The sequence below is a fragment of the Microcoleus sp. T3_A4 genome (assembly GCF_036700465.1).
In the GTDB taxonomy this organism is placed as follows: Bacteria; Cyanobacteriota; Cyanobacteriia; order Cyanobacteriales; family Microcoleaceae; genus Microcoleus.
The window spans coordinates 46,428-69,901 of sequence record NZ_JAUBOY010000017.1 but is presented as its reverse complement, the minus strand read 5'-3'; the positions used below and the strand labels follow the sequence as shown (position 1 = coordinate 69,901).

16 protein-coding genes, 1 tRNA gene and 1 pseudogene are annotated in these 23,474 nt (G+C 45.9%); 8 read left to right on the top strand and 10 right to left on the bottom strand.

What is annotated here, in order from left to right; genetic code table 11:
* Window positions 1-43: 43 nt before the first annotated feature.
* The 8 genes from QUA07_RS11640 to gshA all read right to left on the bottom strand — a co-directional run bounded on the left by QUA07_RS11640 (window position 44) and on the right by gshA (window position 11,811).
* Complete coding sequence (locus tag QUA07_RS11640) at window positions 44-604, bottom strand: Uma2 family endonuclease (protein ID WP_333325234.1); 561 nt, start codon at window positions 602-604, stop codon at window positions 44-46.
* Between the two features lie 330 nt (window positions 605-934).
* Window positions 935-4,984 carry a hypothetical protein gene (locus QUA07_RS11635; protein WP_333325120.1) on the bottom strand — a complete coding sequence of 1,350 codons (4,050 nt, stop codon included), beginning with the start codon at window positions 4,982-4,984 and terminating at the stop codon, window positions 935-937.
* Window positions 4,985-5,198: 214 nt separating this feature from the next.
* A complete protein-coding gene (locus tag QUA07_RS11630) occupies window positions 5,199-5,738 on the bottom strand; it encodes a redoxin domain-containing protein (RefSeq protein ID WP_333325118.1) in 540 nt (179 codons plus the stop codon).
* Between the two features lie 105 nt (window positions 5,739-5,843).
* Complete coding sequence (locus QUA07_RS11625; protein ID WP_015178160.1) at window positions 5,844-6,443, bottom strand: peroxiredoxin; 600 nt, start codon at window positions 6,441-6,443, stop codon at window positions 5,844-5,846.
* 126 nt (window positions 6,444-6,569) lie between these two features.
* Window positions 6,570-6,642: transfer RNA gene (locus QUA07_RS11620), tRNA-Met, on the bottom strand.
* A gap of 138 nt (window positions 6,643-6,780) precedes the next feature.
* Window positions 6,781-9,243 carry a peptidoglycan DD-metalloendopeptidase family protein gene (locus QUA07_RS11615; protein ID WP_333325115.1) on the bottom strand — a complete coding sequence of 821 codons (2,463 nt, stop codon included), beginning with the start codon at window positions 9,241-9,243 and terminating at the stop codon, window positions 6,781-6,783.
* 582 nt (window positions 9,244-9,825) lie between these two features.
* Window positions 9,826-10,287 (bottom strand): tRNA (cytidine(34)-2'-O)-methyltransferase, encoded by a 462-nt coding sequence (locus QUA07_RS11610; protein ID WP_333293458.1) that lies wholly within the window; start codon window positions 10,285-10,287, stop codon window positions 9,826-9,828.
* A gap of 372 nt (window positions 10,288-10,659) precedes the next feature.
* Window positions 10,660-11,811, bottom strand: a complete 1,152-nt coding sequence (gshA, locus tag QUA07_RS11605) for a glutamate--cysteine ligase (protein WP_333210167.1) — start codon at window positions 11,809-11,811, stop codon at window positions 10,660-10,662.
* Between the two features lie 416 nt (window positions 11,812-12,227).
* Here gshA and QUA07_RS11600 point away from each other — a divergent pair, with 416 nt between their 5' ends.
* Complete coding sequence (locus tag QUA07_RS11600) at window positions 12,228-13,271, top strand: AI-2E family transporter (protein WP_333083079.1); 1,044 nt, start codon at window positions 12,228-12,230, stop codon at window positions 13,269-13,271.
* A 156-nt stretch (window positions 13,272-13,427) separates the two neighbouring features.
* On the opposite strand, the gene QUA07_RS11595 is transcribed toward QUA07_RS11600, so the two are convergent.
* Window positions 13,428-14,243, bottom strand: coding sequence for a cobyrinic acid a,c-diamide synthase (locus QUA07_RS11595; protein WP_333210173.1), 816 nt, complete (start codon window positions 14,241-14,243; stop codon window positions 13,428-13,430).
* Between the two features lie 506 nt (window positions 14,244-14,749).
* On the opposite strand from QUA07_RS11595, the pseudogene QUA07_RS11590 reads away from it, so the two are divergent.
* The 4 genes and pseudogenes from QUA07_RS11590 to QUA07_RS11575 all read left to right on the top strand — a co-directional run.
* Window positions 14,750-14,875: pseudogene (locus tag QUA07_RS11590) on the top strand (Mo-dependent nitrogenase C-terminal domain-containing protein); the annotation flags it as partial.
* A gap of 240 nt (window positions 14,876-15,115) precedes the next feature.
* Window positions 15,116-15,979 (top strand): Npun_R2479 family HD domain-containing metalloprotein, encoded by an 864-nt coding sequence (locus tag QUA07_RS11585; protein WP_333083075.1) that lies wholly within the window; start codon window positions 15,116-15,118, stop codon window positions 15,977-15,979.
* A 267-nt stretch (window positions 15,980-16,246) separates the two neighbouring features.
* On the top strand, window positions 16,247-16,708 hold the full coding sequence (locus QUA07_RS11580; protein ID WP_333325111.1) for an Rpn family recombination-promoting nuclease/putative transposase: 462 nt from the start codon (window positions 16,247-16,249) through the stop codon (window positions 16,706-16,708).
* 287 nt (window positions 16,709-16,995) lie between these two features.
* The gene (locus tag QUA07_RS11575; protein ID WP_333083074.1) at window positions 16,996-18,924 is read left to right on the top strand and encodes an alpha-amylase family glycosyl hydrolase; all 1,929 of its coding nucleotides are present in this window, start codon (window positions 16,996-16,998) and stop codon (window positions 18,922-18,924) included.
* A 254-nt stretch (window positions 18,925-19,178) separates the two neighbouring features.
* On the opposite strand, the gene QUA07_RS11570 is transcribed toward QUA07_RS11575, so the two are convergent.
* Window positions 19,179-19,556, bottom strand: coding sequence for a glycosyltransferase (locus QUA07_RS11570; protein WP_333325109.1), 378 nt, complete (start codon window positions 19,554-19,556; stop codon window positions 19,179-19,181).
* Between the two features lie 216 nt (window positions 19,557-19,772).
* Here QUA07_RS11570 and QUA07_RS11565 point away from each other — a divergent pair, with 216 nt between their 5' ends.
* The 3 genes from QUA07_RS11565 (at window position 19,773) to QUA07_RS11555 (ending at window position 23,372) form a co-directional block, all read left to right on the top strand.
* The gene (locus QUA07_RS11565) at window positions 19,773-20,633 is read left to right on the top strand and encodes an inositol monophosphatase family protein (protein WP_333083072.1); all 861 of its coding nucleotides are present in this window, start codon (window positions 19,773-19,775) and stop codon (window positions 20,631-20,633) included.
* Between the two features lie 160 nt (window positions 20,634-20,793).
* Window positions 20,794-21,474: a Crp/Fnr family transcriptional regulator gene (locus QUA07_RS11560; protein ID WP_333083071.1), complete on the top strand. Its 681-nt coding sequence runs from the start codon at window positions 20,794-20,796 to the stop codon at window positions 21,472-21,474.
* Entirely contained in the window at window positions 21,471-23,372 is a 1,902-nt protein-coding gene (locus QUA07_RS11555; protein ID WP_333325106.1) for a M61 family metallopeptidase, read from the top strand. The genes QUA07_RS11560 and QUA07_RS11555 overlap by 4 nt, the downstream gene beginning before the upstream one ends.
* Window positions 23,373-23,474 lie beyond the last annotated feature (102 nt).

Below are 23,474 nucleotides of genomic sequence, written 5' to 3'. Positions count from 1 at the left end.
AATCTCAAATCTAAAATCTAAAATCGTATGAGTTTTGGCTCTTTTATCCCAACACATTATCTACAGCAATTTCTACATCTGGAAAAGCTAGAATAGATAAAGTCTGACCCCGCTGGAATCTTTGAATATTTTGGTATCCCGATGGAGAAGGTTCGCGATAAACTACTACACATTGCTCGTTAATATCTACCAGCCAAACTTCTACAATATTGTCTTCGGCATAAAGAGGAATTTTGATATTTCTGTCAGTTTCAGCGGTTGCATCCGCTACTTCCACAATGAGTAAAATATCCTCAGACTGAGGATGTCCCGATTCGTAAAAATCATCGCGCCGTCGCAGTAAGGAAATATCCGGTTCAGGTTCCGAGCGATCGTCCAATTCTACCGGATCTTGAACTCCAATGGTTACTCTCGATAATAAGCGGGTATAAAATAACTCTGTCAGACGCTTGACATGAGATGTATGCCTTCTACCGACGGCGGCCATTTGAACGATTTCTCCTCGAATCAATTCAACTTTATCATCTTTTGTCAAGATGCCAGATTTAATCATCTGATGATATTCTTTTACTGTGAACAGGCGCTTGATTAACTGAGTTGTCATCATTTATTTGGCGCTCCTTTTAGTTGCCCTTTTTCTGTTTCATCGCCTTTGCTGCTTTCACAATCTCAAATCGCGGCGCAAAAAAAGGAATTTTTACCTATTGATCTTAGTTTGCTTTTAAGGTATATTTTAGATAATGAAAGTAGTGAGTTAAGTTTTAAAATTGCCACTATTCCCATTATTAAATAATACATTGTCAAGCTAACAGTGTCAAGCTTTTTACCCAAAAAAAAAGGGCGATTTTTCAAAACTTCATCAACAAATAATCATAGGGTTAGGGTTTTGGTAAACCCACCCTAACCACCCAACAAAAGTTGATTAAGGGAAAATTTAATCCCACGATTGCAATTGCACAACCCAATGCTGCACCAAAGCAGAAATGCGATCACGCCGCGTTTCAAAAGTAGCAGCAATCCAGATAAACGCAATCCCAAAAGCCAGACCAATCGCCCATTTAATCAGCGGATAATCGAAGATTAGAACCACCAACTGATAGAAAACATTGATTAAAAAAAATCCCGTTCCCACAAACAAAAACGCCCGAACTCGCAGCGCCAAACCCGCGGCAATCGCCAGTAAACTAAAAGCTGCCGCAACTAAACCGTGGCTTTGCTGAGTCAAAAGAGGCATCCCGCAAATCAGCGCCGTTGCAAGCATTCGCAGAGTGTGGCGTAGCGGTTTTTGTGCGGGTAATTTGAGAGTGCGATCGAACTGAGTAATATAAAGGAAAGAAAGCCCCAAAGGAGTAAAAAACCACTCCGGCTGAGTCAATCCTATTTCCCCAAACCACCGCAGCATTATCCAATCAATTATCGCCACACTCACATAGGTAAAACGGACTTCCTGCCTTTCCCAAGCTAGGAAAACATAGAAGGCGGCAGCTATCAGCAAGCTAATCGGATAAAACTTAGCCGGACTTTCCAAAATAGTAACTATTGGAATCAGCGAAGCAATTACCTGCCAAGGTTTTTTTGACCAACCCCAGTTGTCCCAAGGCAAAATGTAAAGAAAATAGGCTAATAGAGAAGCGAGGGCAACTTTCCAAGGTCCCAGCGGCCCGGAAATATACTTAACTAAAGGCGTATTGATCCAATAAAGCCGGATGCCAAAGGCTTCTAGCCAGCCCAAGTAAATCCAAATTTCAGCCCATTGGCGATCGAGATTATTTCGCCCTTGCAAGAAAGCGTATTGAACTAATAAAGCACCAGTGACTAATCCTAAACTTAGGCCGGACTTAATATCATCGGCAGAAGCCCAAATCAGGAGCAAACTGCTCAAAACCCAATGCAGGTGAGCAAATAATTTTAACTCTGCATTAGTTAAATGTAAATAATTACTGAGCCAAGGAGATAAAATGCGATAGATATATGTTAAAGTTGTGCCGAGAGTTGCCAGGACAATTAAGCCGTCGCCAAAAGCTCCTCCCGGTGTTTGAAAAAGTTGATATAGTAGCGATTCGTAAGCAGCAACGGACACGCCACTTAATCCTAAATAAACCAAAGGTTTGAATTCTGGTTCCCGCCTACCAATGCCGATCGCAATTAAAGACGCACCTAACACAGTTAAACCAGTCCAATTCGCAAAAGTGTGCGATCGGAAAGTTAAACCCAATACCCCGTAAACCAAAGGTATAAAATGAATGCTAGGTAAATTTGTTTGAGTCCGGTGGCGGCGCCGCCACCAATCCCCCAACAATTGAGTAAACAATCCGAGAGCGATATTAGCAACTGCCAAATTAACCGTAGTGCGATCGACAAAACTCAAACCGACTGCTGTCAACAACTCCAAACTCCAAGCCAAGGCATAAATTGCCAGAGGGGAAATTTGGCGTAAACTTCGGAAAATAATCGCAGCCATTATCACCAAAATAGCAGCCAAAACTTCAGCAGAGGGCGGGGAAATCAATGTCCTGCCTGCGTAGAAGTCAAAGGAATAAAAAGTAATAGTTGTTAACAGCAAGCCGGCCAGTAAGATTGCCAATCCATCTAAAGAACGCTCGTAAATTTCAGCTAATTGAGAAGACTCAGGCAAACGGCTGGAAAAACGAACTATCCTGCTGCGAAGCAACCACAGAGACAAAAGTGCGATCGCCCCGGCAATTGCCCAAAGCCAACCAGACACAAAACCTAATTGATCGATCGCCGCAGCTACAAAACTCAAGCCAAACCCCACTCCAATTGCAGCCGCTGGCAATTCAACTAAATAGTAAGTATTAACCAACATTAATCCTGCTGCAAAGCCCAAACCAATTAACCGATATCCCGGAAAAGTAAAAATTATAAATTGTGCGAATATTAAGGCGATCGAACTAAAGGTACTGGCAACTCGTTTGTGAGGACTCTCAGTATATTTAGCAACAGCAGTCAAAGCCAAAGGAGTCACCAGCCAGAGCAAACTCCACTGAGAGCGATGAGTTGCAGTACCGAGAATCACATAATTTTGCAACAATATAAAGCTGAGTCCTGCTAATACTAAGCCCAGATACCAGGAACTTTGGAACCATGCAGGATGCCAACGGAAAAACGCAGAAGTTTCTCGGAAATTCGCCGCTTTCATCCAGACAAAAAATACCCACTCAGCCACCATAAAAATCAATAATATTGCCGACCAAATATTTGGTGGCTGGTTGGGAAAAAATAAGTCAATTGCCGAAGCGATCGCGCCTAAACCCATAATGTGAGTTATGGGAACCAAAATTACCGGATTTCCGTGTGGTTCAGCCGCCGAAGCCGACCTCGAAACTCGCCGGGAATTATCGGGAATTACGTATTTCCAAGTTATCCAACCTAAAATTAAAGTAGAGACTAATAAATTGAGCGATCGCCAAAACGGATTGACAAAACTAATAACAGTTAAAAAACTCCCCAAACCGAGAGCAACGTTTTCGCCAAAACTGGCAAGTTGAAACTTTCGCTTGCGGTAGAGCCACTCGGCCGCACTTACCATTAAAATTAAATAAGGCAATAGCAGAACACTCCAAAAAGCCCAAGGAGTTTCCTGAGAGTTTGTAAGCTGAGTTAAAAATGCCACAACTTGTGTTTTAATCCCTAAAGGAAGCAGTCGCCAAAACAGCCAAATACTTTGAAGTCCCACCGCCTCAAGCATTAGCAAATCAAACTCTTGCCCAAACCGCACTAAACGGTTATAAAAAAACCAAACAGCCAATCCGCTAACTGCGATCGCCTGTAGCGGAATGTCGCGAAAACAAACCAGCCACCCCAAACCCAACAAACCCATTCCCGCTAATTGCCATTTAAAAAAGTTGCTGGGATTTGGCTGGTCGGATATATTGTTTTCAATAGTCCCAGATGGCCGGGGTTGCTGCCAATCTAGCCATGCTAAAAGCACGCCACAAATCGCCAAAGCTAAACCCATTTCAGCGATATTTACATCCTTGACAAATATCGCTCGACCCAGTAAAATTCCTAACGAATAAGCTACTAAAGCCGCTTTTTTGTAAGTCAAAAAATCTCTGCTCAAACTGAAAGCAGCGGGGAATGTTTCAGTATTTCCCCCAAGTTGGATAGATTGCAATCGTTGTTGCTGAACTTGATAAACTGTAGTAGCAGCAGTTCCCACTGTACCCACATAAACCGCAGCCAGGGAAAAGCCGGTCAATGCCCACCCCCAGTGCAAATAACTCAATCCCAAGTGATTTAGGGCGATCGAGCGAGTGATGTTTTTTCCTGATAAGCTTTGATATTGATATTTGATAATCCGGGCAGTTATCCAAGTCAAAATAAGTGCCGCTGCGATTGCTACCGCCCAATCCCAAGGATACCGCCACAATCCAAAAGTATCCATTGCCCAAAAATTGATCGGCACTAGCAACAGTGTCACTTCTTGCAAAGTTTGAGCAGTCAAGTGCAAATTAACCTGTCTGTTGGCCCAACTGCTAATCGCCCAAAAAGTTAAAGTATAAGCTAACAAAACTCCGTATTGTCCGGCGGCAGGAAATCTTTCCCACTGACTGGCAGCTAAGACTCCAGAGGAGACAACTACCATGAACACCCCTAAAAACAACAGCCACACCACGCTAATTTCGGCCATTAGCGAGTGCAAAATTTGAGCGATAAAATTAGGGGTTGGAGTCGTTTCTGTGGGCCTAGCAACGCTTTCTCTGCTGCTAGGTACTGATTTTTGCGTTGATAAGGCAGGTACTTTTGGCTCGCCAATAGGAGCTCGCGGGTCCTCAATTTCAGAAAAATCTACAGCGGGCTCTCTGATTGGGCAGACTAAATACTGTCGGCACAATTCCTCAACTTCAGCGGGCGAAAGTAAACCTAGTCGCAGCCACGCATCTAAACCTGTCAACAACTCAGGATGCGACGCTAAGACGCTCAATTCAATTTTGCTCGATCGATCTTTGGGAGACGACATTGGCTTAAACTTGTACTAAGTACCTTCAAGCTATAGCCTAGATTAATGTCGATCGAACATGGCAACATTCCGCCATCGAAATTGGCACAATAAGTATTTATTACTAAAGACCTGTCGCAGCTAGTGTCAACCGGTGAAAAAATCCCGCTGATGGGCCTACACCAGCGTGCATCAGCGGTGAAAAACTCCCAATTAGGACACAGCAGCGGTGTCCTTACCGATCGACATATTTCAACAAAGTGTCCACACTAGCATTGTGGTCTATGAAAGAAAACAAATGTTTGAAGAGGAGTTTTCCATCTGCATCCAAAACAAACTGAGCAGGCAAAGGAGCACCTAAAGCCTGACCGACTTGATAAGCCCGAAAAACTTGACAGCCTGGATCAGAAAGCAGAGGCATTTTCAAGCCTAAATCTCTAACTACAATTTGGCTTTGGCGATCGTCGGTACTGGCAACCATCAATAATTCTATATTGCGATCGGCAAATTTTTCCCAGTTTTCATTCAAAGCTTTAATGTGAGGAAAACAGAAAGGGCAATATTGCTTTTCTGTAAAAATCCGTGTAAAAGCTAGAATTACCGGCTTATCGCCCCGATAATTCGATAGCCGCACTAATTTGCCATTATTAATATCCGGCAATTCAAAATCTGGCGTTCTCTGTTCCAGGTTAAGAACATTAGTCGCCGGAACAGGCAATAGATTTTGGAAAAACCGCTGATTTAACAAGCCGCTAAAATTAGTAGAAGTCAGCATATTTCCTAATTGGGTAATTGCTAATTGCTAATTAAAAATCCGGTTAAATGAATGCCCGTGCAGGTACGGACACGACACTGCCGTGTCCGTACAAATATAATCTGCTTAAACCGCAGCAAAGAATACCTTAGACTTGACAGGATCGGGAGTCATGGTCTTGTCACCGGGCTGCCAGCCGGCTGGACAAACTTCATCGGGGTGAGACTGGACGTGTTGGATAGCTTGCAGAGTACGGAGAGTTTCGTCCACGTTGCGGCCGAAGGCAAGATTGTTGATAGTAGAGTGTTGGATGATGCCTTCTTTGTCGATGATGAACAGACCTCGGAGGGCAATACCTGCTTCTGGGTCGAGGACGTTGTAGGCCGAACTAATTGTTTTTTTGAGGTCAGCAACTAAGGGATAGTTGAGGTCGCCAACACCGCCAGATTTGCGGTCTGTTTGTATCCAAGCGAGGTGAGAGAATTCACTGTCAACGGATACGCCGAGGATTTCGGTATCGATTTTCTTGAAGTCCTCGAAGCGATCGCTAAATGCTGTAATCTCAGTCGGGCACACAAAGGTGAAGTCCAAGGGGTAGAAGAACAGGACTACATACTTTTTGCCTTTATAGTCGGACAGTTTAACTGTCTTGAATTCCTGATCCACTACGGCTGTTGCTGCGAAATCGGGTGCAGCTTGACCAACCCGGAGGCATTCACTGGTCATAGATTTTGTTTCCTTTTTTACGAACTGTTACAAATATATCATACTCATAACGACTACAAGTATGTTCTAGAGAAATCAAAAAAAAACGCTCTCAAATTTGAGAGCGCAATTTTTTGGATTAAATAATGGCTCAGGCGGGATTTGAACCTGCGACCTTGGGCTTATGAGTCCCCTGCGCTAACCACTGCGCCACTGAGCCAAATCTACTTCACGATTTACTATCGTAGCACGGTAGGGCTAGCTATGTCTTCTTTTCAAGCAACACTATTTCTAATGACTTCCAGTAAAAGTTATGAGTTTTGGTAATCATTCAAAACCCATAACTTTCGACCAGTCGTTACCGAGAAGCGCTGGAGGCATCGTCGGGCAGTAAAGCCATTGGGTTGATAGCACCCTGTCCGGCGGGATGAATTTCAAAGTGCAAGTGCGGCCCGGTACTGAATCCAGTGCTGCCCATTTCTGAAATCTGTTCCCCTTGAGCGACTCTCTGACCCTTTTGGACCAAAATTCGGCTGTTGTGGGCATAGACAGTCTCAGTGCCGTCAGGATGGGTAATTTCCACCAGGTACCCGTAGCCGCCGTCGTTCCACTGAGCATAGGTAACCACCCCGTCTGATGCTGCCACAATTGGCGTGCCGATCGGCCCTGCAATATCAATTCCCCTGTGCATCCGTCCCCAGCGCCAACCGTAGCCAGAAGTCAGAACGCCCTTAGACGGCCAAATAAACCGGTTAGCCGACTGTTGTTTGCCGTTAGGCAGATAAGTATCAGGGCTCGAAAGCGGAGGCAGTTCTGGAGAAACCATGCGTCCCAAAGACGGGTTGCTTAGGGGATCGTAACCGTCGGCTCCCAAAGGAGCAGTTGCTACCACAGGCCGCTGCCCAGCAGAGTTCGGCGTCAGGTTGATCGGTTGCAGTTCCGCTGCGCGAGCGGGGTCTAAACGCTCTTGCTGCTGCTTCTGAACCTGCTCAGACCAGGCTCTCGATGGCGGTCTGCTGATTTCATTCTGCACCGCCTCAGTATAGTCGGGGGTGTAGAGATAGGGATTGGCACTTGGCATATCCTCAGACGGGTTGACCGAGGGCCCGTCATTTGGAGCCAGGGACACCGCATTGGCGCCGATCGAATTGCGCGAGGCACGATATTCCTCTCGCAGCCTGACAACTTCTGCCCTCAAGCGTTCGGAATAAGGGTTGAGAGATTCTGCGGTAGGGAGAGGCTCCGATTTCGACTCTGGTACAGCGCTAGTTGGCTCCGCATTTGAACCCTGGGCGCTAGTATTTGCCACGAAGCTGATCGGCTGCGGGTATTCTCCCGTAGCGATGGCGGTAGCAGTTGCACTGGCTGGCGAGGGCAGGGCACTGGTGTCAACTGCACCTGTAAATGTTGGTTCGCCTTGAAGATCCAGCTTCCGTGGATCGCTAATGGTTTGGGAAACTTGAGTCAGCGGAATGCTGTTAATTTGGGGAACCATCGGCGCTGAAATATTGTTCAGACCTTCCAGGTTCTCCAGGGGAGAGACAACAGGCACTTTGGGCGCGGGTGCTGCAACGCCAGCACCGGCTATTTCCGAGGTAGACGAGCTGGGGTTCAAAGATGCGGGAACCGAACTCGCCGCCCAGACAGATGTAGAGTTGGAGGCAGAATAAGAGGCTGCCGCCTGCACCCCTGGATTTTTAAACCCAACTTGGGGAATTTTCAGCCGTTGATTGACATTCAGCAAGTTGGGGTTGCCGAGCTTGTTAACGGAGATCAGATCTGTGGGCGATACGCCGTGACCTTTGGCGATCGCATCTAGCGTATCTCCCGGACGCACGCTGTAGAGAACCTCAGCCGGCGCGGCGGTACTTCCCGCAGGGGGGACTAGCACAGTGGGTGTTGCCAAAGACTGTTCAATTGACTCGAATGCTCGATCTGGCGATGCTGCTTGACCTCCCCCGGAATTGGGAATTACAGATGTGGCATCGAGGTCAGGAATATTTGTCCCAGTTGCATATCCGGGGGAGGTCAGCGTCGGTGCTGACTCCGGCAAAAATGCCGCAGGTGTAGATAAATTTGCTCCCCCTTCCGACCCGAACATAGTTCGACCCGATTCTGTGGTGCGGTTTTCCTGTTTTTTCAAACTGTCGATCGCCCCGTCTGCATTCGGGATCTCGATCAAACTTTGTTCCGGTACCGTCGTGACCAGCGGGGTCGCTGCGGGTGATGGCAGCGCTGTCATGGCTGCACTATCCAATGGCTCGGAGCCAGTCAGATTTAACTCTTGTTCGGGATTGACCGTCGCTGCGCGATCTAGCGAAGCCGATGTGCTATAGCCGGCGTTCTGTTGTGGTGTGGCTTCCGTCGCAGTCGGAATTCTGAGCTGTTGGCCAACTTGGAGTATGGTATCGGGTTGGATGTCGTTGGCAGTTGCTAGTGCCAACGGTTCAACTTCATAATCCCGAGAAAGCTCCCAAAGGCTTTGCCCCTCCTGCACCTTAACCGTCGCGGGTTCATAAGGTGACCCGGGCTGTTCGGCCCTGGAACCGTCAACTTGTGCCGACGTAGCGGGCCCGTTGGCCGATACTGGCTGTACTTCAGCGGTGGATTCTGATGTCGGTGCGAGTTCAGACGCGCGAGCGCTGTCTCCATTTCTCGGTAGCAGGATGCCAGAAGCACCTACCGATATTGCCAGCCCGATCGTGGCGAGAGAGCGAACTCTGCCTGTGCTGAGCGTTGTCTGTTTGGATGGTTCCGCAGAACCGTCTCTGTCGATTTCACTAGCCTGAACAGGCTTAATTTGGGGATATGTTCGTTTCAAAAAAACGACCTCCTACTGAGAAGCGCTAACTGTCCTTGGAAACACTCAAGGGGATCGCATGACGCTGAGTTTAAATCAACAAGCAAAAATATTCTGATTGTTGACAGCTATCATGCTTAGGCCAGATTACCTTGCTTTTTTAATTTAGACAAGCTCAAACCGTCAGAAATTTTAAAATTCTCGGTCAAACCTGCTGCAATTAACCCCACAAGCCTTACACCGTAATAGCTGGAACGAATACATAAAATCTTCGTTCCGGTAAGGCTCTGAACTCTCACCTATTATCAAACTTTAGGCTAATTTCCGGACAACCTACAACCGTATATTTACTAGATATAGTGTTCAGACCCAAGCTGGTACTCGCTCACGCCCTAAATCCCTAAAATCCTCTGTTTTTGTTGCTGAATCATCTTGGGAGTAATTTTGTGTTGCTGATAACAATCTGTTTTGGACTGAATAAAATATATTAATGTCGGCTATCTAGATTTTCACCCCTTTGATACAAATTTCTTATATTTAAATGCAGCTTTGGCAGCCTCCGGCAGCTATTAAATATCTATATATTTATGTGTTGATAATGATTTATCCCAGCTCCCCCAACTGTCGTTTAGCCTCAAATAAACCCACAGCGGCGCTGACGGAGAGGTTCAAACTCCTGACTCCAGGCTGGCTCATCGGAATAAAAACTGTGGCGTCGCAGGCATCCAAGACGAATTGGGGAATGCCTACAGTTTCCGAGCCAAACATCAGCCAGTCGCTGGGCTGAAATTGGAATTGCGCGTAATTGCATCGCCCGCCAGTGCTGAATCCGATCGATCGTCCCCCGCGCTGCTCCCGATAGGCCTGAAAAGCCGCTAAGTCTTCGTGGCACTGGAGATTGACGTAGGGCCAGTAATCTAAGCCGGCCCGTTTTAGGTAGCGATCGCTAATTTCAAACCCCAGCGGGCCGACTAAATGCAGTTCCGTGCCTGTGGCAGCACAAGTGCGGGCGATATTGCCAGTATTCGGGGGGATTTGCGGGTGAATCAAGACAAGTTGGGGCATGAAGCTAATTAAAAGCGAAAAATACAGCTCTTGGGAAATTTATAAAACTACCCACAGGTAGATATACCTTATAGCTTTTATTTATAACCTTTGTCGAACTCCATTGATTAAATATTCTGATTGGTTTTAAGGGCGGCGATCTGCAACTTTTGACAATCAAGCATCCAGGATATAAGCCCCCGGATTCATCCGTCCAGAAATAAAAAACCTGTATCCAATACACAAGCCCCCGAATTTATCCGTGGGGTCAATCTAAAATCTAAAATCTAAAATCTAAAATCGATTGACCGGGAGGTTCGGGCTATTTCTATTGGCTGAGTACGCATAGCCAGGGGGCTAGTGAAAGCCCCCATTATCATAACGGCGGGTACTTCAGGCAACTAACTGGGCGCACAAGTTGTCTTCTAGCTCCCATTCTTGGTGAGCCATCCCCTGAATCCCTTGCAGAATAATACTGCGGGTGTCCGAACCGCCCTCGTGTAGCTTCAACCACTGCTGGGCCGTGTTGCCTTCCCGGAGAATCTTTTTGAGTGGCGAGAGAAAGCAACTAAAGCCGCGTTTTTTGGCTATAGGCCACACTTCGCGGTAAATTTCCTCAATCCAATCTCGTGCCAGAATAGTTCTGCCGTCTTGCCAGTGAGTGAGTTCGGCATCCAAACTTTGCCGGGATGCAGCAATTTCGTTGGCGTCTGTGAGGGCAACTAAGTCTTCGTTGCGGGTGGCCGCAGGCAAGGTGCTGAGCTCTAAAGGGTCTAAGCTGGGGTCTTCCATCATCTGCCAGATGCGAGCTTCTAGTAAGGCAGTAATGGCCAACAAAGCCAGAGGATTGACTTCGAGGTCGCAAATTCTCAGTTCGAGGCGATTGAGACAGTAGGGGCGACGATCGCCATTTGGTCGCACTGCAGACCACAAATGGCGGACGTTTTGCATAGTACCGAGTTCTAGCTGTTCTTCAGTCCACTGAATGTAATGCTTGTGACTTTCAAACAGGGGAACGATGGCGGGAGTTTTGGGAAACAAACCCCACCGAGTCGAATGATAGCCCGTCACTTCGCCGTCGAGGAAGGGGGAAGAGGCGCTCAAGGCAAGGTATAGCGGTGCTTCGACGCGGGCGAGGCGGATGGCGCGCATCAGCATTTCTGGTTGGGAGATGCCGATGTTGATGTGAATGCTGGCGGTGACGACTTTGGTGCCGTAGGTTTGCTCGATGTAGGTGTGGTAGGGGTTGTTGGGATCGGATCGGTAAAATCGATCGCTCCCTCCGAGAGACAAGGTACTTCCCGGCAGCAAGGTATAGTCGCCCAATTGTTTTAAATACTCGCGCAGCCGAACTCGTGGCTTGACTAAGGCACACAACAGGCGATCGTAGCTGCACAGCGGGGCGGTCGTGTACTCCACATTGCGGCTATCAGGCTCCCGGACAAATCCCTCTAGATCGGCAACTATGCGATCGGATAGACCGACAACCTCACCTTCGGGAGTGCCGGTATACATTTCTACTTCAAAGCCTTTTGATAGCAGCACGTTTGTTCCTCAGCTAAGTTGAGTGCTAGTTTCTAGTATCCCAAAAATTGACCTGTTCATACTATCTTCCACGGGGCAGAGTTGAAATTTTTCGCCACTGGCACTGAAACCGGATTTTTCGGCGTCCGCTAGTTTGGGCGTTTGTTTCCTAGTTGGGGGCCTGCCACGACAAATACTCCCCTGGCAAAGAGTTTCCGAGGCCGTTTTAGAGTCAAAAATGCTGTTTGTTCGATCGCCGACGTGTTTTATTCGGCATTCGTGACGATCGAACTTATGGTGAATAGAACCCACTCCTGCCTCAGTTCGACATCTGTTTTCTGTCTTGAGGGGGATAGCCACAGATAGATCTTAGATGCGATTCTAAAAGAGGGCTCTGCAATATTTTTGAGCTATACTATTAACCCCTAAAAATCCCTGTGAAAGAGCAAGAAAAAACCCCTCCCAATTTTTGGAATATGCTAAGCAATTTAGCCTTAGTCCGGTTTTTGCTTTTATTTGCTTCTGGTTGGGCTGGACTGCAACTTTTAGCTTACTTTGAAACAGCAGTCGCGGTTTTCACCATTGCTGCACTCGTGGCTTTTTTGCTCAACTATCCAGTGCGAACTCTCCAGAGATTTTTACCGCGAAGTTTAGCTGTCGCCTTCGTTGTCCTGCTCACCCTTTTAGTTTTTGGCGGTCTCACCGTCACCGTAGGGGTCACTCTTTTATCTCAAGGACAGCAATTAATTGACAGCCTGACTGAATTTGTGAATGCTCTGGCGCCTCTGTCTGAGCGCATCGAAGCATTCCTGCGGGCGAGAAACCTGCAAGTTAACCTGCGAGTTATTGAGGAACAACTGCGAAATCAAGCTTTATCTGGAGTTGTTTGGAGTATTGCTTTCTTACAAGTATTTTTAACCAATTTATTGAATTTAATATTAATTATGGTAGTGGCTTCTTTCATGTTACTTGATGGAGAGAGGCTGTGGCTGTTAGTTCTCAAATTTATACCCCGACACCTGCACAGGCGTTTAAGTTTAACAATTGAGCGAAACTTTTTAGGATTTTTTCAGGCACAAATTCTGTTAATGTTATTTTTGACAACCGCTAGCTTTGGAATTTTCCTACTGTTAGATGTGAGATTTCCTTTAATTTTAGCATTTATTATCGGATTGTTTGATTTAGTTCCGGGGATCGGAGCGACGCTGGGAATTAGCTTAGTGTGTTTTATTGTATTGTCTCAAAATGTGTGGCTATCTTTAAAGGTATTGGCAGCTTGCATTGTTTTGCAGCAAATTCAAGACAACCTTATTCATCCCAGACTGATGCAAAATTCCCTTAACCTCAATCCGGTAGTGGTATTTTTTGCACTGTTAGTTGGGGCAAGATCAGCAGGACTTTTAGGTATATTTCTGGCGATTCCGCTAGCGGGAGTGATAGTTAGCTGGTTTGACATTGAAGAAATGCAAGCGGAAAGTTAATGGATACTGCCCTCCTATTTTATAGAAAATCAGGCTGAAAAATTCAGTTTTAACTTGCCGACTAGAAGTCCCATGCTTTAAAAACTCTCCTGTGCCCAAAGCGCAACTAAAAGTAAAGAGAAAAAAGCAACTTAGGGTACACCTTACTGGGTCAAGTTAATGAATAAATTGCAAGTCAGTAGGAAATCTTTCTTCTTCTGGTTCTGGATCATAAATGTAATCGCAGTCAAAACGCAGAGCTTGAGAGTGGCGACTGATAGAAAATCCGCAATTACTCACCATTTCTGTAGTAAAAGTTGCCATCACTAACTCAATGAGCCTTCTGTAGGAAATGTTAGGTAGTTGAACGTAATAGGTGCGTCTGGCAAAAAAGATTCTCTCATCTTTCGGGAGAATTATGCCATTAATTCTGTGGGCGTGTTGAATCGGCTTGATGTAGGTTTCAATAAACTGCGACTGATTTTTTTGCAGTCTCGCTAATCTTTCGTGTTGCAACCAGCTCATTTGAAACACAATTTTAATAAATTCAAAGCCCAAAATGTAGTTAAAAACATTATTACGTTCTTCTGTACTCAAGACGAAGCGGAGTGCTGATTCTAAATATTGGTCAGTTTCTCGGAGCGATTGTTGAGCTGAGTGGATATAAAATTGTTTGATGTAGCTTCTTAAATCTGATTCGTTTAATTGTTTTTTGACCCGAAATCTGATTAAATACTCTTTGACTCGGTGTAGAGTATCTACATCTTCAAACATTTTTGAGACTAAACCGTCGGCTGTATAATTATCTAAAAATTCTGCTTGCAAGTCGGGAGTAGATGCACACAATATGTAGCAGAGGGACAAGACATAGCGGCGTTGGTTCCAAGGCAAGCTTTGGGCCCATTCTTTAACTTCTACAGGGAGTTTTTGGAGCACGGTATCTGTGTGGGGGAGTTGAGCAAGGTCGGCATATTTATGTTTTTGTTTAATCATTGCCTGAAACCTTATATTAGTAAGTATACAGAGTCGTAGATCGCAGATGATGGGAGAGGGGAGCTGCGAGGGAGGACTGCCAGTTATTCTGTCTTATTTTCTTGCCATCTATCTAAATATACATTCTGGAGGGAACAGAGGGCGTGATCTGTCTCACGCTTTAGCGAGTTTTAAATCACAAATGCTAGCTCTTTGCATCACATTTTGCGACTGTGAGTGTCACTCATAAAACTTATTCATGTCACCGGATCAACAGTGGGTTTCGTTGAGGATTAAGTCGGGTGATTCATAAGTTTTTGTTAGTAATGATTACTGAGATCAATCATGAACTTGACTACAAGTATTTTCCCGGAAAATCAGTGCCAAGACTTAACTTTTTGCGATCGCCTCGTGCAACAAGTGCGACAGTGGCTTGATAGCATTGCCGTGGGAGAGCCACAAGTAACTCAGTGGTGTGCCAACTTATACCCGCACGGTGTCCTTTTGAGAGAGATATTCCGTTATAGGGACACCAGCTTTTCCACATACCGCCTATGTGCAAGCTTAATCCTGTGTATGAGGAATTAGTGCGGCTGCGTTTTCGATCGCCCTCGTTTTTTCCTAACCTATACGGGGAAGATGTAACGCCGTAGCTAATTGAGGGGTGTCATACCTCGATCGCCCATTGATATCAATTATTTATGGGGTCTGTCGCTCTGGTAGTTGCGAGAGCCATAATTTAAGCCATAATTGTTGATAATATCAATGGATGCCTGTCGATAGGAGTGGGTATTCATCGTGGCGCTTAAGCCAAAAATAACATCTAACTGTAGCAGCAAAAACAATAACTATAAAAATAATTTAATAATCTACATGGGCTCAGGGAAGTGAATATGTTTAACGCAACTGAACTGCTGATTAAGGCTTTTGTCAATCGCCTGATTGAAGGCTACCGCCACACTTATGGCGGGTTTAAATCTGACTATGGCGAAATTATTGCTTGGGTGGCGAGTATGGCTTTAGAAAATATTGCTAATAGCGATGCTCTTTACCATAATGTCGAACACACTATTTTAGTGACCTTGGTGGGACAAGCAATTCTGGGTGGGAAGCACATCCGCGAAGGGGGTGTTTCCTGCGAAGATTGGCTGCACTTCCACATTGCTTTGCTATGTCACGATATCGGGTATGTTAAAGGTGTTTGCCGACAAGATAGAAGAGATTTGGGACTGTATGCGACGGGAATAGGCGACCTGAAATTAACGCTGCCTCCGGGGGCGACGGATGCTAGTTTGATGCCTTATCATGTCGATCGCGGAAAAATGTTTATTGACGAGCGTTTTGGCGGTCACAAACTGATTGATGCTGAGCTGGTTAAGCATAATATTGAGCTGACTCGTTTTCCAGTTCCTGCAAATGAAGATTATCAAGATACTGTAAATTATCCTGGTTTAGTTCGGGCTGCTGATTTAATTGGTCAGTTGAGTGATCCGCGATATTTGCAAAAGATTGCGGCGCTGTTTTACGAGTTTGAGGAAATTGGGCAAAATCGGGTTTTGGGCTATCAAAATCCGGGGGAGTTGCGGGATGGTTATCCCAAGTTTTATTGGAATGTGGTTTATCGGTATGTGAAGGATGCGATCGGCTATTTGGAACTGACGCAGCAGGGGAAACAAATTGTTGCTAATTTGAGCGCGAATGTTTTTCGGGTGGAGCATTCTCAGGTTCCAGAGTCTGCGGTGGCTGTAGTTAGCTAGGGTTGGGGTGGATGTAGCGCGATCGTTCTTTTCAACTGATTCGCGGTCAAGGTTACTTTAAGTTAAAACCTGTAATTGCTTTGACAATTACTGATCTTGAAATGTTTGATAATGACCAAGAAGTAATCTCTAATTTTGTGTTTAAGGAACAAAAGCGTTTATTTGATGATGTCGAGCCAGAGATTGAACTAATACAGCGTATTCCAGGTTTGTGAAGTGTAGGGACACGGCACTGCGGTCTTCCTACGAGGAGCTAACTAGAGGCGGGTGTACTTCATAAATATGGAATCTGCTGTATTTATTGAGTTGCCAAAATTCAATAAACAATTGGATGAGTTAGAAACTTTGACTGACAAGTGGATTTATTTTAGGAAAAATGCTCCCAGCTTGGAAATAGTGCCGTTAACAATGGAAACAGTATCGGAAATACAGCAAGCCTTTGCGATTGCTAATGAAACTAATTTGAATCCAGAGGAGTTGGCAGATTTAGAAGAACGCGAAATGTTTATTGTCGATCAGCAGGGTGTCTTGCTCAGGGGAATTGAAAAACGAATTGCACAAGCCAGAGAACAAGGCATCGCAGAAGACAGAGAAAAAGGAATCGCGCTAGGAATGAGAGAAAAGGCTTTAGAAATTGCTAGGCAACTTATCAATGTCCTTGACAATCAAACCATTAGTCAAACTACTGGTTTGAGCGTTGAAGATATCCAAAACTTGCGGGAGGAATGAAAGGAAGGGAAAAAGTACGATCGCACAATTAGTACACATTTTCTCGCTACTAGGATCAGCCTGGTAGCACAGGTTTTTGAGTCTCTGCCCCTTTGATTGAGAATGAAGCCAAATATTAACTCTCATCCACATAATACTCAAGGATGAGTCTGCCCTCTCTCTAAAGGAAGATTTCATTAAACCAGGAAATTCCGTATGATGCTGTAAAAGTCAGTCAGAGGGGAAAGCTATCTCCGACTCTAGCTCCGAATAACTGACCAATCTTACAATATAAAAAAATACATCTCATGACATCAGTCACTCCCAATCAAACTTCCTCTCAATACGAAGTTAGCGAACCCGAAGAAAAAATTGAGTCTCTGCTAGAAGAAGTTAAGCCAGAAAGCGAAATCGATTTAGAATTCCTCTACACCAGAGACATTGAATTCCGACAAGAAACAATTTATTTCATTGTAGTCGATCGCTTTTACGACGGCGACCCCGCAAATAACGAAGGCCCCAACCCAGAACTTTACGATCCAGAAGGGAAAGATTGGGGCAAATATTGGGGCGGCGACTTGCAGGGAGTTATCGACAAACTCGATTACTTAAAAGATATGGGAGTTACCGCAGTTTGGCTGACTCCACTGTTCGAGCAAGTTGAAGCATTATTTGTCGAACAAGCAGCAATTCACGGCTACTGGACTAAAGATTTCAAGCGACTAAATCCCCGCTTTATTGCCACAGGCGACAATCCTTCTATTAACCAAACACAAGAAAGTAAAGATACGGTATTTGACAAATTAGTATATGAGTTGCACCAGCGAAACATGAAACTCGTGCTCGATATTGTCTGCAATCACAGCAACCCTGATTTTAGCGGTAAAAAAGGGGAACTCTACGACGACGGCGTAAAAATAGCTGACTTTAACGACGATGAAGATAACTGGTATCACCACTACGGCGAAGTCAAAAACTGGGAAGATGAATGGCAAGTTCAAAACTGCGAACTGTCGGGTTTAGCAACTTTCAACGAAAACAATATTGCATACCGCAATTATATTAAGTCAGCAATTAAACAATGGCTGGACAGAGGTGTTGATGCTTTGCGGGTTGATACAGTCAAGCATATGCCTATTTGGTTTTGGCAGGAATTTAATGCTGACATTTTAACACACAGACCTGATGTTTTCATTTTTGGCGAATGGATTTACAGCGACCCTAGAAATGATCGTTCTGTGGAATTTGTCAACGAGTCGGGGATGACTATTTTAGATTTTGGTCTGTGCGTGGCAATTCGAGAAGTATTGGGGAAGGGTGCGGAGGCGGGATTTAAGTTAGTCCAAGATGTCCTGAATTTGGATCACCGCTACTACGGGGCGACGGAGTTGATTACTTTTATTGACAACCACGATATGCCGAGGTTTCAGTCGTTGAATCCCGATCCAGAAATGCTGCATTTGGCGATATGTTTAATTATGACGACTCGCGGTATTCCCTGCATTTATTACGGCACTGAACAGTATCTGCACGATGATACAGATGGGGGAAATGACCCCTACAACCGCCCCATGATGGAAAAGTGGAATACTGATGCGCCGATTTACCGAGATGTGCGGTTGCTGTCTGGATTGCGGCGACTGAATCCAGCTATTTCGATGGGGAGTCAGTGGCAAAAATATCTAACTCCTGATGTTTATTGTTACGTGCGCCGCTATCGCGATTCCGTGGTGTTTGTAGCGATGAATCGTGGCAGTTCTGTTACAACAATTGAAGAGGTTGATACTGAGCTGCCTGATGGAGAGCATACGGAGGTTTTATCGCGCCGCAAGTTTGAAGTTAAAGACGGGATGCTGTACAACCTTGAGTTGGGTTCGCAGGAAGTAATGATTTTTAGCCGCGTCGGCGAGCGAGTTAAGGCGAAAACTATTGTGCGGGCGCAGCTTAACAGCGTTAGAACTCAGCCTGGGGAAAGAATTGTGGTGATTGGAGATTGTCCTGAACTGGGGAATTGGGATATTAGTAAGGGTTTCCCGTTGGAGTATATCAATACTAATACTTGGTTTGGGGAAATTCCTTTTAATGAAAGTGCCGGGAAGTTGATTTCTTATAAGTATGCGCTGCTACGGGAAGGACTGTCGCCGCTGCGAGAAAATCTGGTTTGTCGCCGCTGGGTTTTAGTTTCGGAAGGGACGGTGAAATGGCGGGACAAGTGGGCGAGTGGACGGGAGTCTTAATAGTTTTGATTTCGGAGTTTTGGGTGAAACTGTTTTAGGCACAGAAACCGGGTTTGATGAACGAAAATACTTCCTTAAGGCTTTCGATTATCTTTTTCAAACCCGCTTTATTTACTAGGTACGTAACTGCTGTGAGATTTAATTAGGAACTGCAAATCATAATTTATTACTTTTTAAATATGACTTAGGTAATAAATAGTTGGGCTTTTTATCTATATCAGTAAGGTGTGCATTGTGCATCCTGCGGACGTGATTTATGGTGCGCCGAGGCGCACCCGCAACTTCTGGACTAAAACATTGACATAAGGTTCGCTGCTGTGCTGGTTCATAACCCTTTCGTACCCCCGCTGCGCTTGAGATTCAGCTTCTTGAGGATTTTTTAGCAAATGGACGATCGCCTCGCGCAAACCTGCTGCATCTCCCACATCTACGACTTTGGCAATATCCGGGGCCGCTAAATAATCGACGATACCTTGAGTCCGAGTAATGACGACCGGCCGCTTGCAGGCCATTGGTTCCAGCAAAACCTGCACTCCAACAGCATATTTATTGTCTACCAAACAAACTGCAATTACGTCTGCATGGCGGTAAAGCTGCACTAAATCCGGCCATTCGTAGAACTTGCGGGACATATTTTCTGGCATAGTATCGGGGAAAGCTTGCGATAAAGCCTTAGCATTTTTAGAAAAACCGCTAATTTTTACCGCAAACGGTGCTGATATTTAGGAAACCGGGTCGATCGACACCCGCACGCAAATCCTGTACGAATCAAAAACAGTGACACAGGCCGATCGATTCCATCGATTCCAAGGACTTAAGCTTTTATGCTGAAGTTAGCTAAAAAATTTATGTTTAACCTCATGTATATTTCTCCAGAGCAAGACCAAAAAATCCGCTACACCCTGCGCGAGTGCGGTCAAGAAGCTTACAAGCTAGCAGCCCAACCTTTTGAAGTTTCTGAGAAAGGGCCCAACGACTACGTGACGAGTATCGATCAATACCTAGACCGACAACTATCGGCAGCATTTAGCGCTTTGTTTCCTGAAGATGGCAGGATCACCGAGGAAAACAGCGCCTCCAGAGCAGCTTACGGGGCTAATTACCAGCGCCTCTGGTGCATCGATCCCCTGGACGGGACAGAAGAATTTATTCGGGGAAAACTACACTACGCTTCGATGGTGGGGCTGCTGCTTGAGGACGAACCGGTGGCAGGCTGGCTCTACGCCCCGGCTTTTGACCAAATGTATTTTGGGGGCAAAGATTGGGGATTGTTCCAAACTGTCGGAACCCAAGCGCCGCAGCCGATCGCGCTGTGCAAACCCCCGGCTCTGACAGCGGAAAATTGTAAAATTATTCTCGGAGACAAAGACCAGAAAAACTACGCCCAAGCGATCGCCCAAAGCATCCCCGGAGCAGAATTTTACTCGCTGGGCAGCTTTGGCTTAAAAGTGATGGAAGTTATCTTCGGTCGAGCTGGTTTGTACCTGTATCTCAACGGCAGAGTTAAAGTGTGGGATACCGCCGGCCCTCTGGCTTTAGCAAAAGCAGCCGGATTGGTTTGTTGCGACTTGCAAGGTCAACCGCTGAGGTGGACTAAAGATGCGATCGAGCCGGAGACTCTGGCCCACACCCAGTCAATCGCGATCGGCTGGCCGGAATACATAGAACCTCTGTTGGGCAAAGTTCAACAAGCAGTGGCAGGCTTGTAAACCCGTTTAAGATTAAAGAATCTGCCAATTTTAAGTGAAGCGCGCCTCTGCACCCTTATCATCAATTAAAGGAGCAACGGATTGTTTGTGTTCCCAAACATCGATCGTTCCCTAGCTGTTGGGTGTCGCCTAATCATATTTCCCACCTCCGCGAGTTTGCATGAAGACAGAAGCTTTCAGTGAGCTATTCCCTCTATTTAAGGGTGCTAACCCAGAAACCTTGGGAGGGCTGCTATCAAATGCCGTCAAGCACGAGTATCCCCCGGGCCGAGCTGTGGTGATGGAGGATTCTTGGGGCAACGCGATTTACTTTGTCGTGTCCGGCTGGGTCAAAGTCCGGCGCCTTTCAGACGATCGAGCTGTATCAATGGCTATTTTAGGACGAGGTGCCTTCTTCGGCGAAATGGCCATTCTGGACGAATCTCCCCGATCGAATGACGTGCTTGCTCTATCGCCCGTGCGGCTGCTCAGCGTCACAGCTCAGCGATTTATCCAAACCCTGTTTAAAGATCCGCAATTGCACCACCGGATGCTGCAACTGATGGTACGGCGACTCCGCCAAACCAATCTCCGCTATCAACTCCGAAACCGCCAGCCAGCGGTTAAACTAGCAAATACTTTAGTCGAGCTGGCAGAAAACTACGGTCAGAAAACTGCTGAGGGCAAAGATATCTTCAATATTCCTTATGAAGACTTAGCTGATGTGACAGATATCACCCTAGATGAAACCAGCAAAATTATGGAAAAACTCGATAGTAAAGGTTGGATCAAAATCGATCCAGACCGCGAAACTATCCATTTGATCAACCTCAAGCACTTGATTAATTTGGCAAGTCAATGACTGATGTTACTTATGAGGATACCTCGTCCGCTGCCGGCCACCGTCAGGTGCAATTAACAGCACCGACAATTCAATATTCGGTGGCGATGCCCAATCCTGAATCCCATCTCTTTGAAGTAACTTTGCGCGTGCAAGGTTGGTCGGAGCCGGTTCTGGATTTAAAAATGCCTGTCTGGACTCCCGGTTCTTACTTGGTTCGAGAGTACGCCCGCCACCTGCAAGATTTTAGCTCCCAGGCGGGCGATCGAGCTTTACCTTGGCACAAAAAAAGCAAAAATCACTGGCAAATCGAGACCGATTCGGTGTCAGATGTCACGGTTCGCTACCGTATTTTTGCCAACGAACTGACAGTGCGAACCAATCATTTAGACTCGACTCACGGTTATTTCAATCCAGCGGCTTTGTGCTTTTTCTTGCCCGGTTTTGAGCGCAACTGCTACACGGTGAAGGTTGTGCCACCGCAGCCCCAATGGCTCACCGTTACTACTTTGCCACCTGTTTCTGGCCAAAATCTTACTTTCGCTGCTGTGGATTTTGACACTCTAGTAGACAGTCCTTTTGAGATTGGCTATCACGAAGTGTACGAGTTTGAAGTGATGGGAAAATCCCACCAGCTAGTTGTTTGGGGAAAAGGCAATTTAGAACCGGAACGGGCGATTCGAGACATCCAAAAAGTGATCGAAGTCGAGGCAAAAATGTTCGGCGGTTTACCTTACGAACGCTATGTGTTTTTCCTGCATTTGTCCAGTTCTGGTTTTGGCGGTTTGGAACACAAGGAGAGTTGCACTCTCAACTATCCGCGTTTTGGTTTTCGGGCTAAGGAAAAGTATGAACGCTTTATTCAGTTGGTGGCTCACGAGTTTTTTCACCTGTGGAATGTCAAGCGCATTCGACCGAAAGCTCTCGAAGTATTTGATTACGAAAAAGAAAATTACACTCCTTCTTTATGGTTCTCTGAAGGCACTACCAGTTATTACGATTTGGTGATTCCTTTTCGAGCGGGTCTCTACAGCGTGAAAGGTTTTTTCCAAGGTATGGCTAAGGAAATTACTCGCTTGCAGACGACTCCGGGGCGGAACGTGCAGCCTCTGAGTGAGTCGAGCTGGGATGCTTGGATTAAACTTTATCGCCGGGATTCTAACAGCGACAATTCACAGATTTCCTATTATTTGAAAGGGGAAGTTGTTTCATTTTTGCTCGATTTGTTGATTCGAGCCAGACACGGCAATGAGCGATCGCTCGACGATGTGATGCGTTTGATGTGGCAGCAGTTTGGCAAGGCTAATTCGTCTGAAAATGGCGATTTTGACCTGAAGTCGGAAACAGACGGCAAGTCGGCGCATTTGACATCAAACGGAAAGTTAAATTCTGCTTCGCTGCCCGCAGAAATAGGCTTTACTCCCGAAGAGTTGCAAAGTGCGATCGAGTCCGTCGCCGGCATCGATTTGAGCGACTTTTTCGCGCGCTATATAGACGGCACAGAAGAGTTACCTTACAACAAATATCTCGAACCTTTCGGGCTGCAAATTTGGGTAGATGAAACTGACAAAACGCCTCGCATCGGTTGGACGTTGGGAGCCGAAAACGGGCGGGAAATGGTTAAATTTGTCGAAATAGGCTCTCCGGCACAATTGGCGGGAATTGACGCTGGGGACGAGTTGCTGGCGATCGAAGGTTTTCGGGTAAATTCAGAACAAGCAGGCGAGAGGCTTAAAGATTATCAGCCGGGGGACACAATAGAGGTGACAGTTTTTCACCAAGACGAACTGCGGACTCGTCGTGTGACTCTCGCCCCGCCCCTGCCTGGCCGTTACTCGATCGTGCCTGTGGAAAAGCCCACTACTATTCAGAAACAAAACTTTACTGGATGGCTGGGAGTTCCTCTATCAAAATTGTGACATAAATGAAGGGGAACCGGAAAGAAAAAACTAGAAGGAATCAAGCTGAACTCCCAATTCCCAATTCCCAATTCCCAATTCCCAATTCCCAATTACCAATTT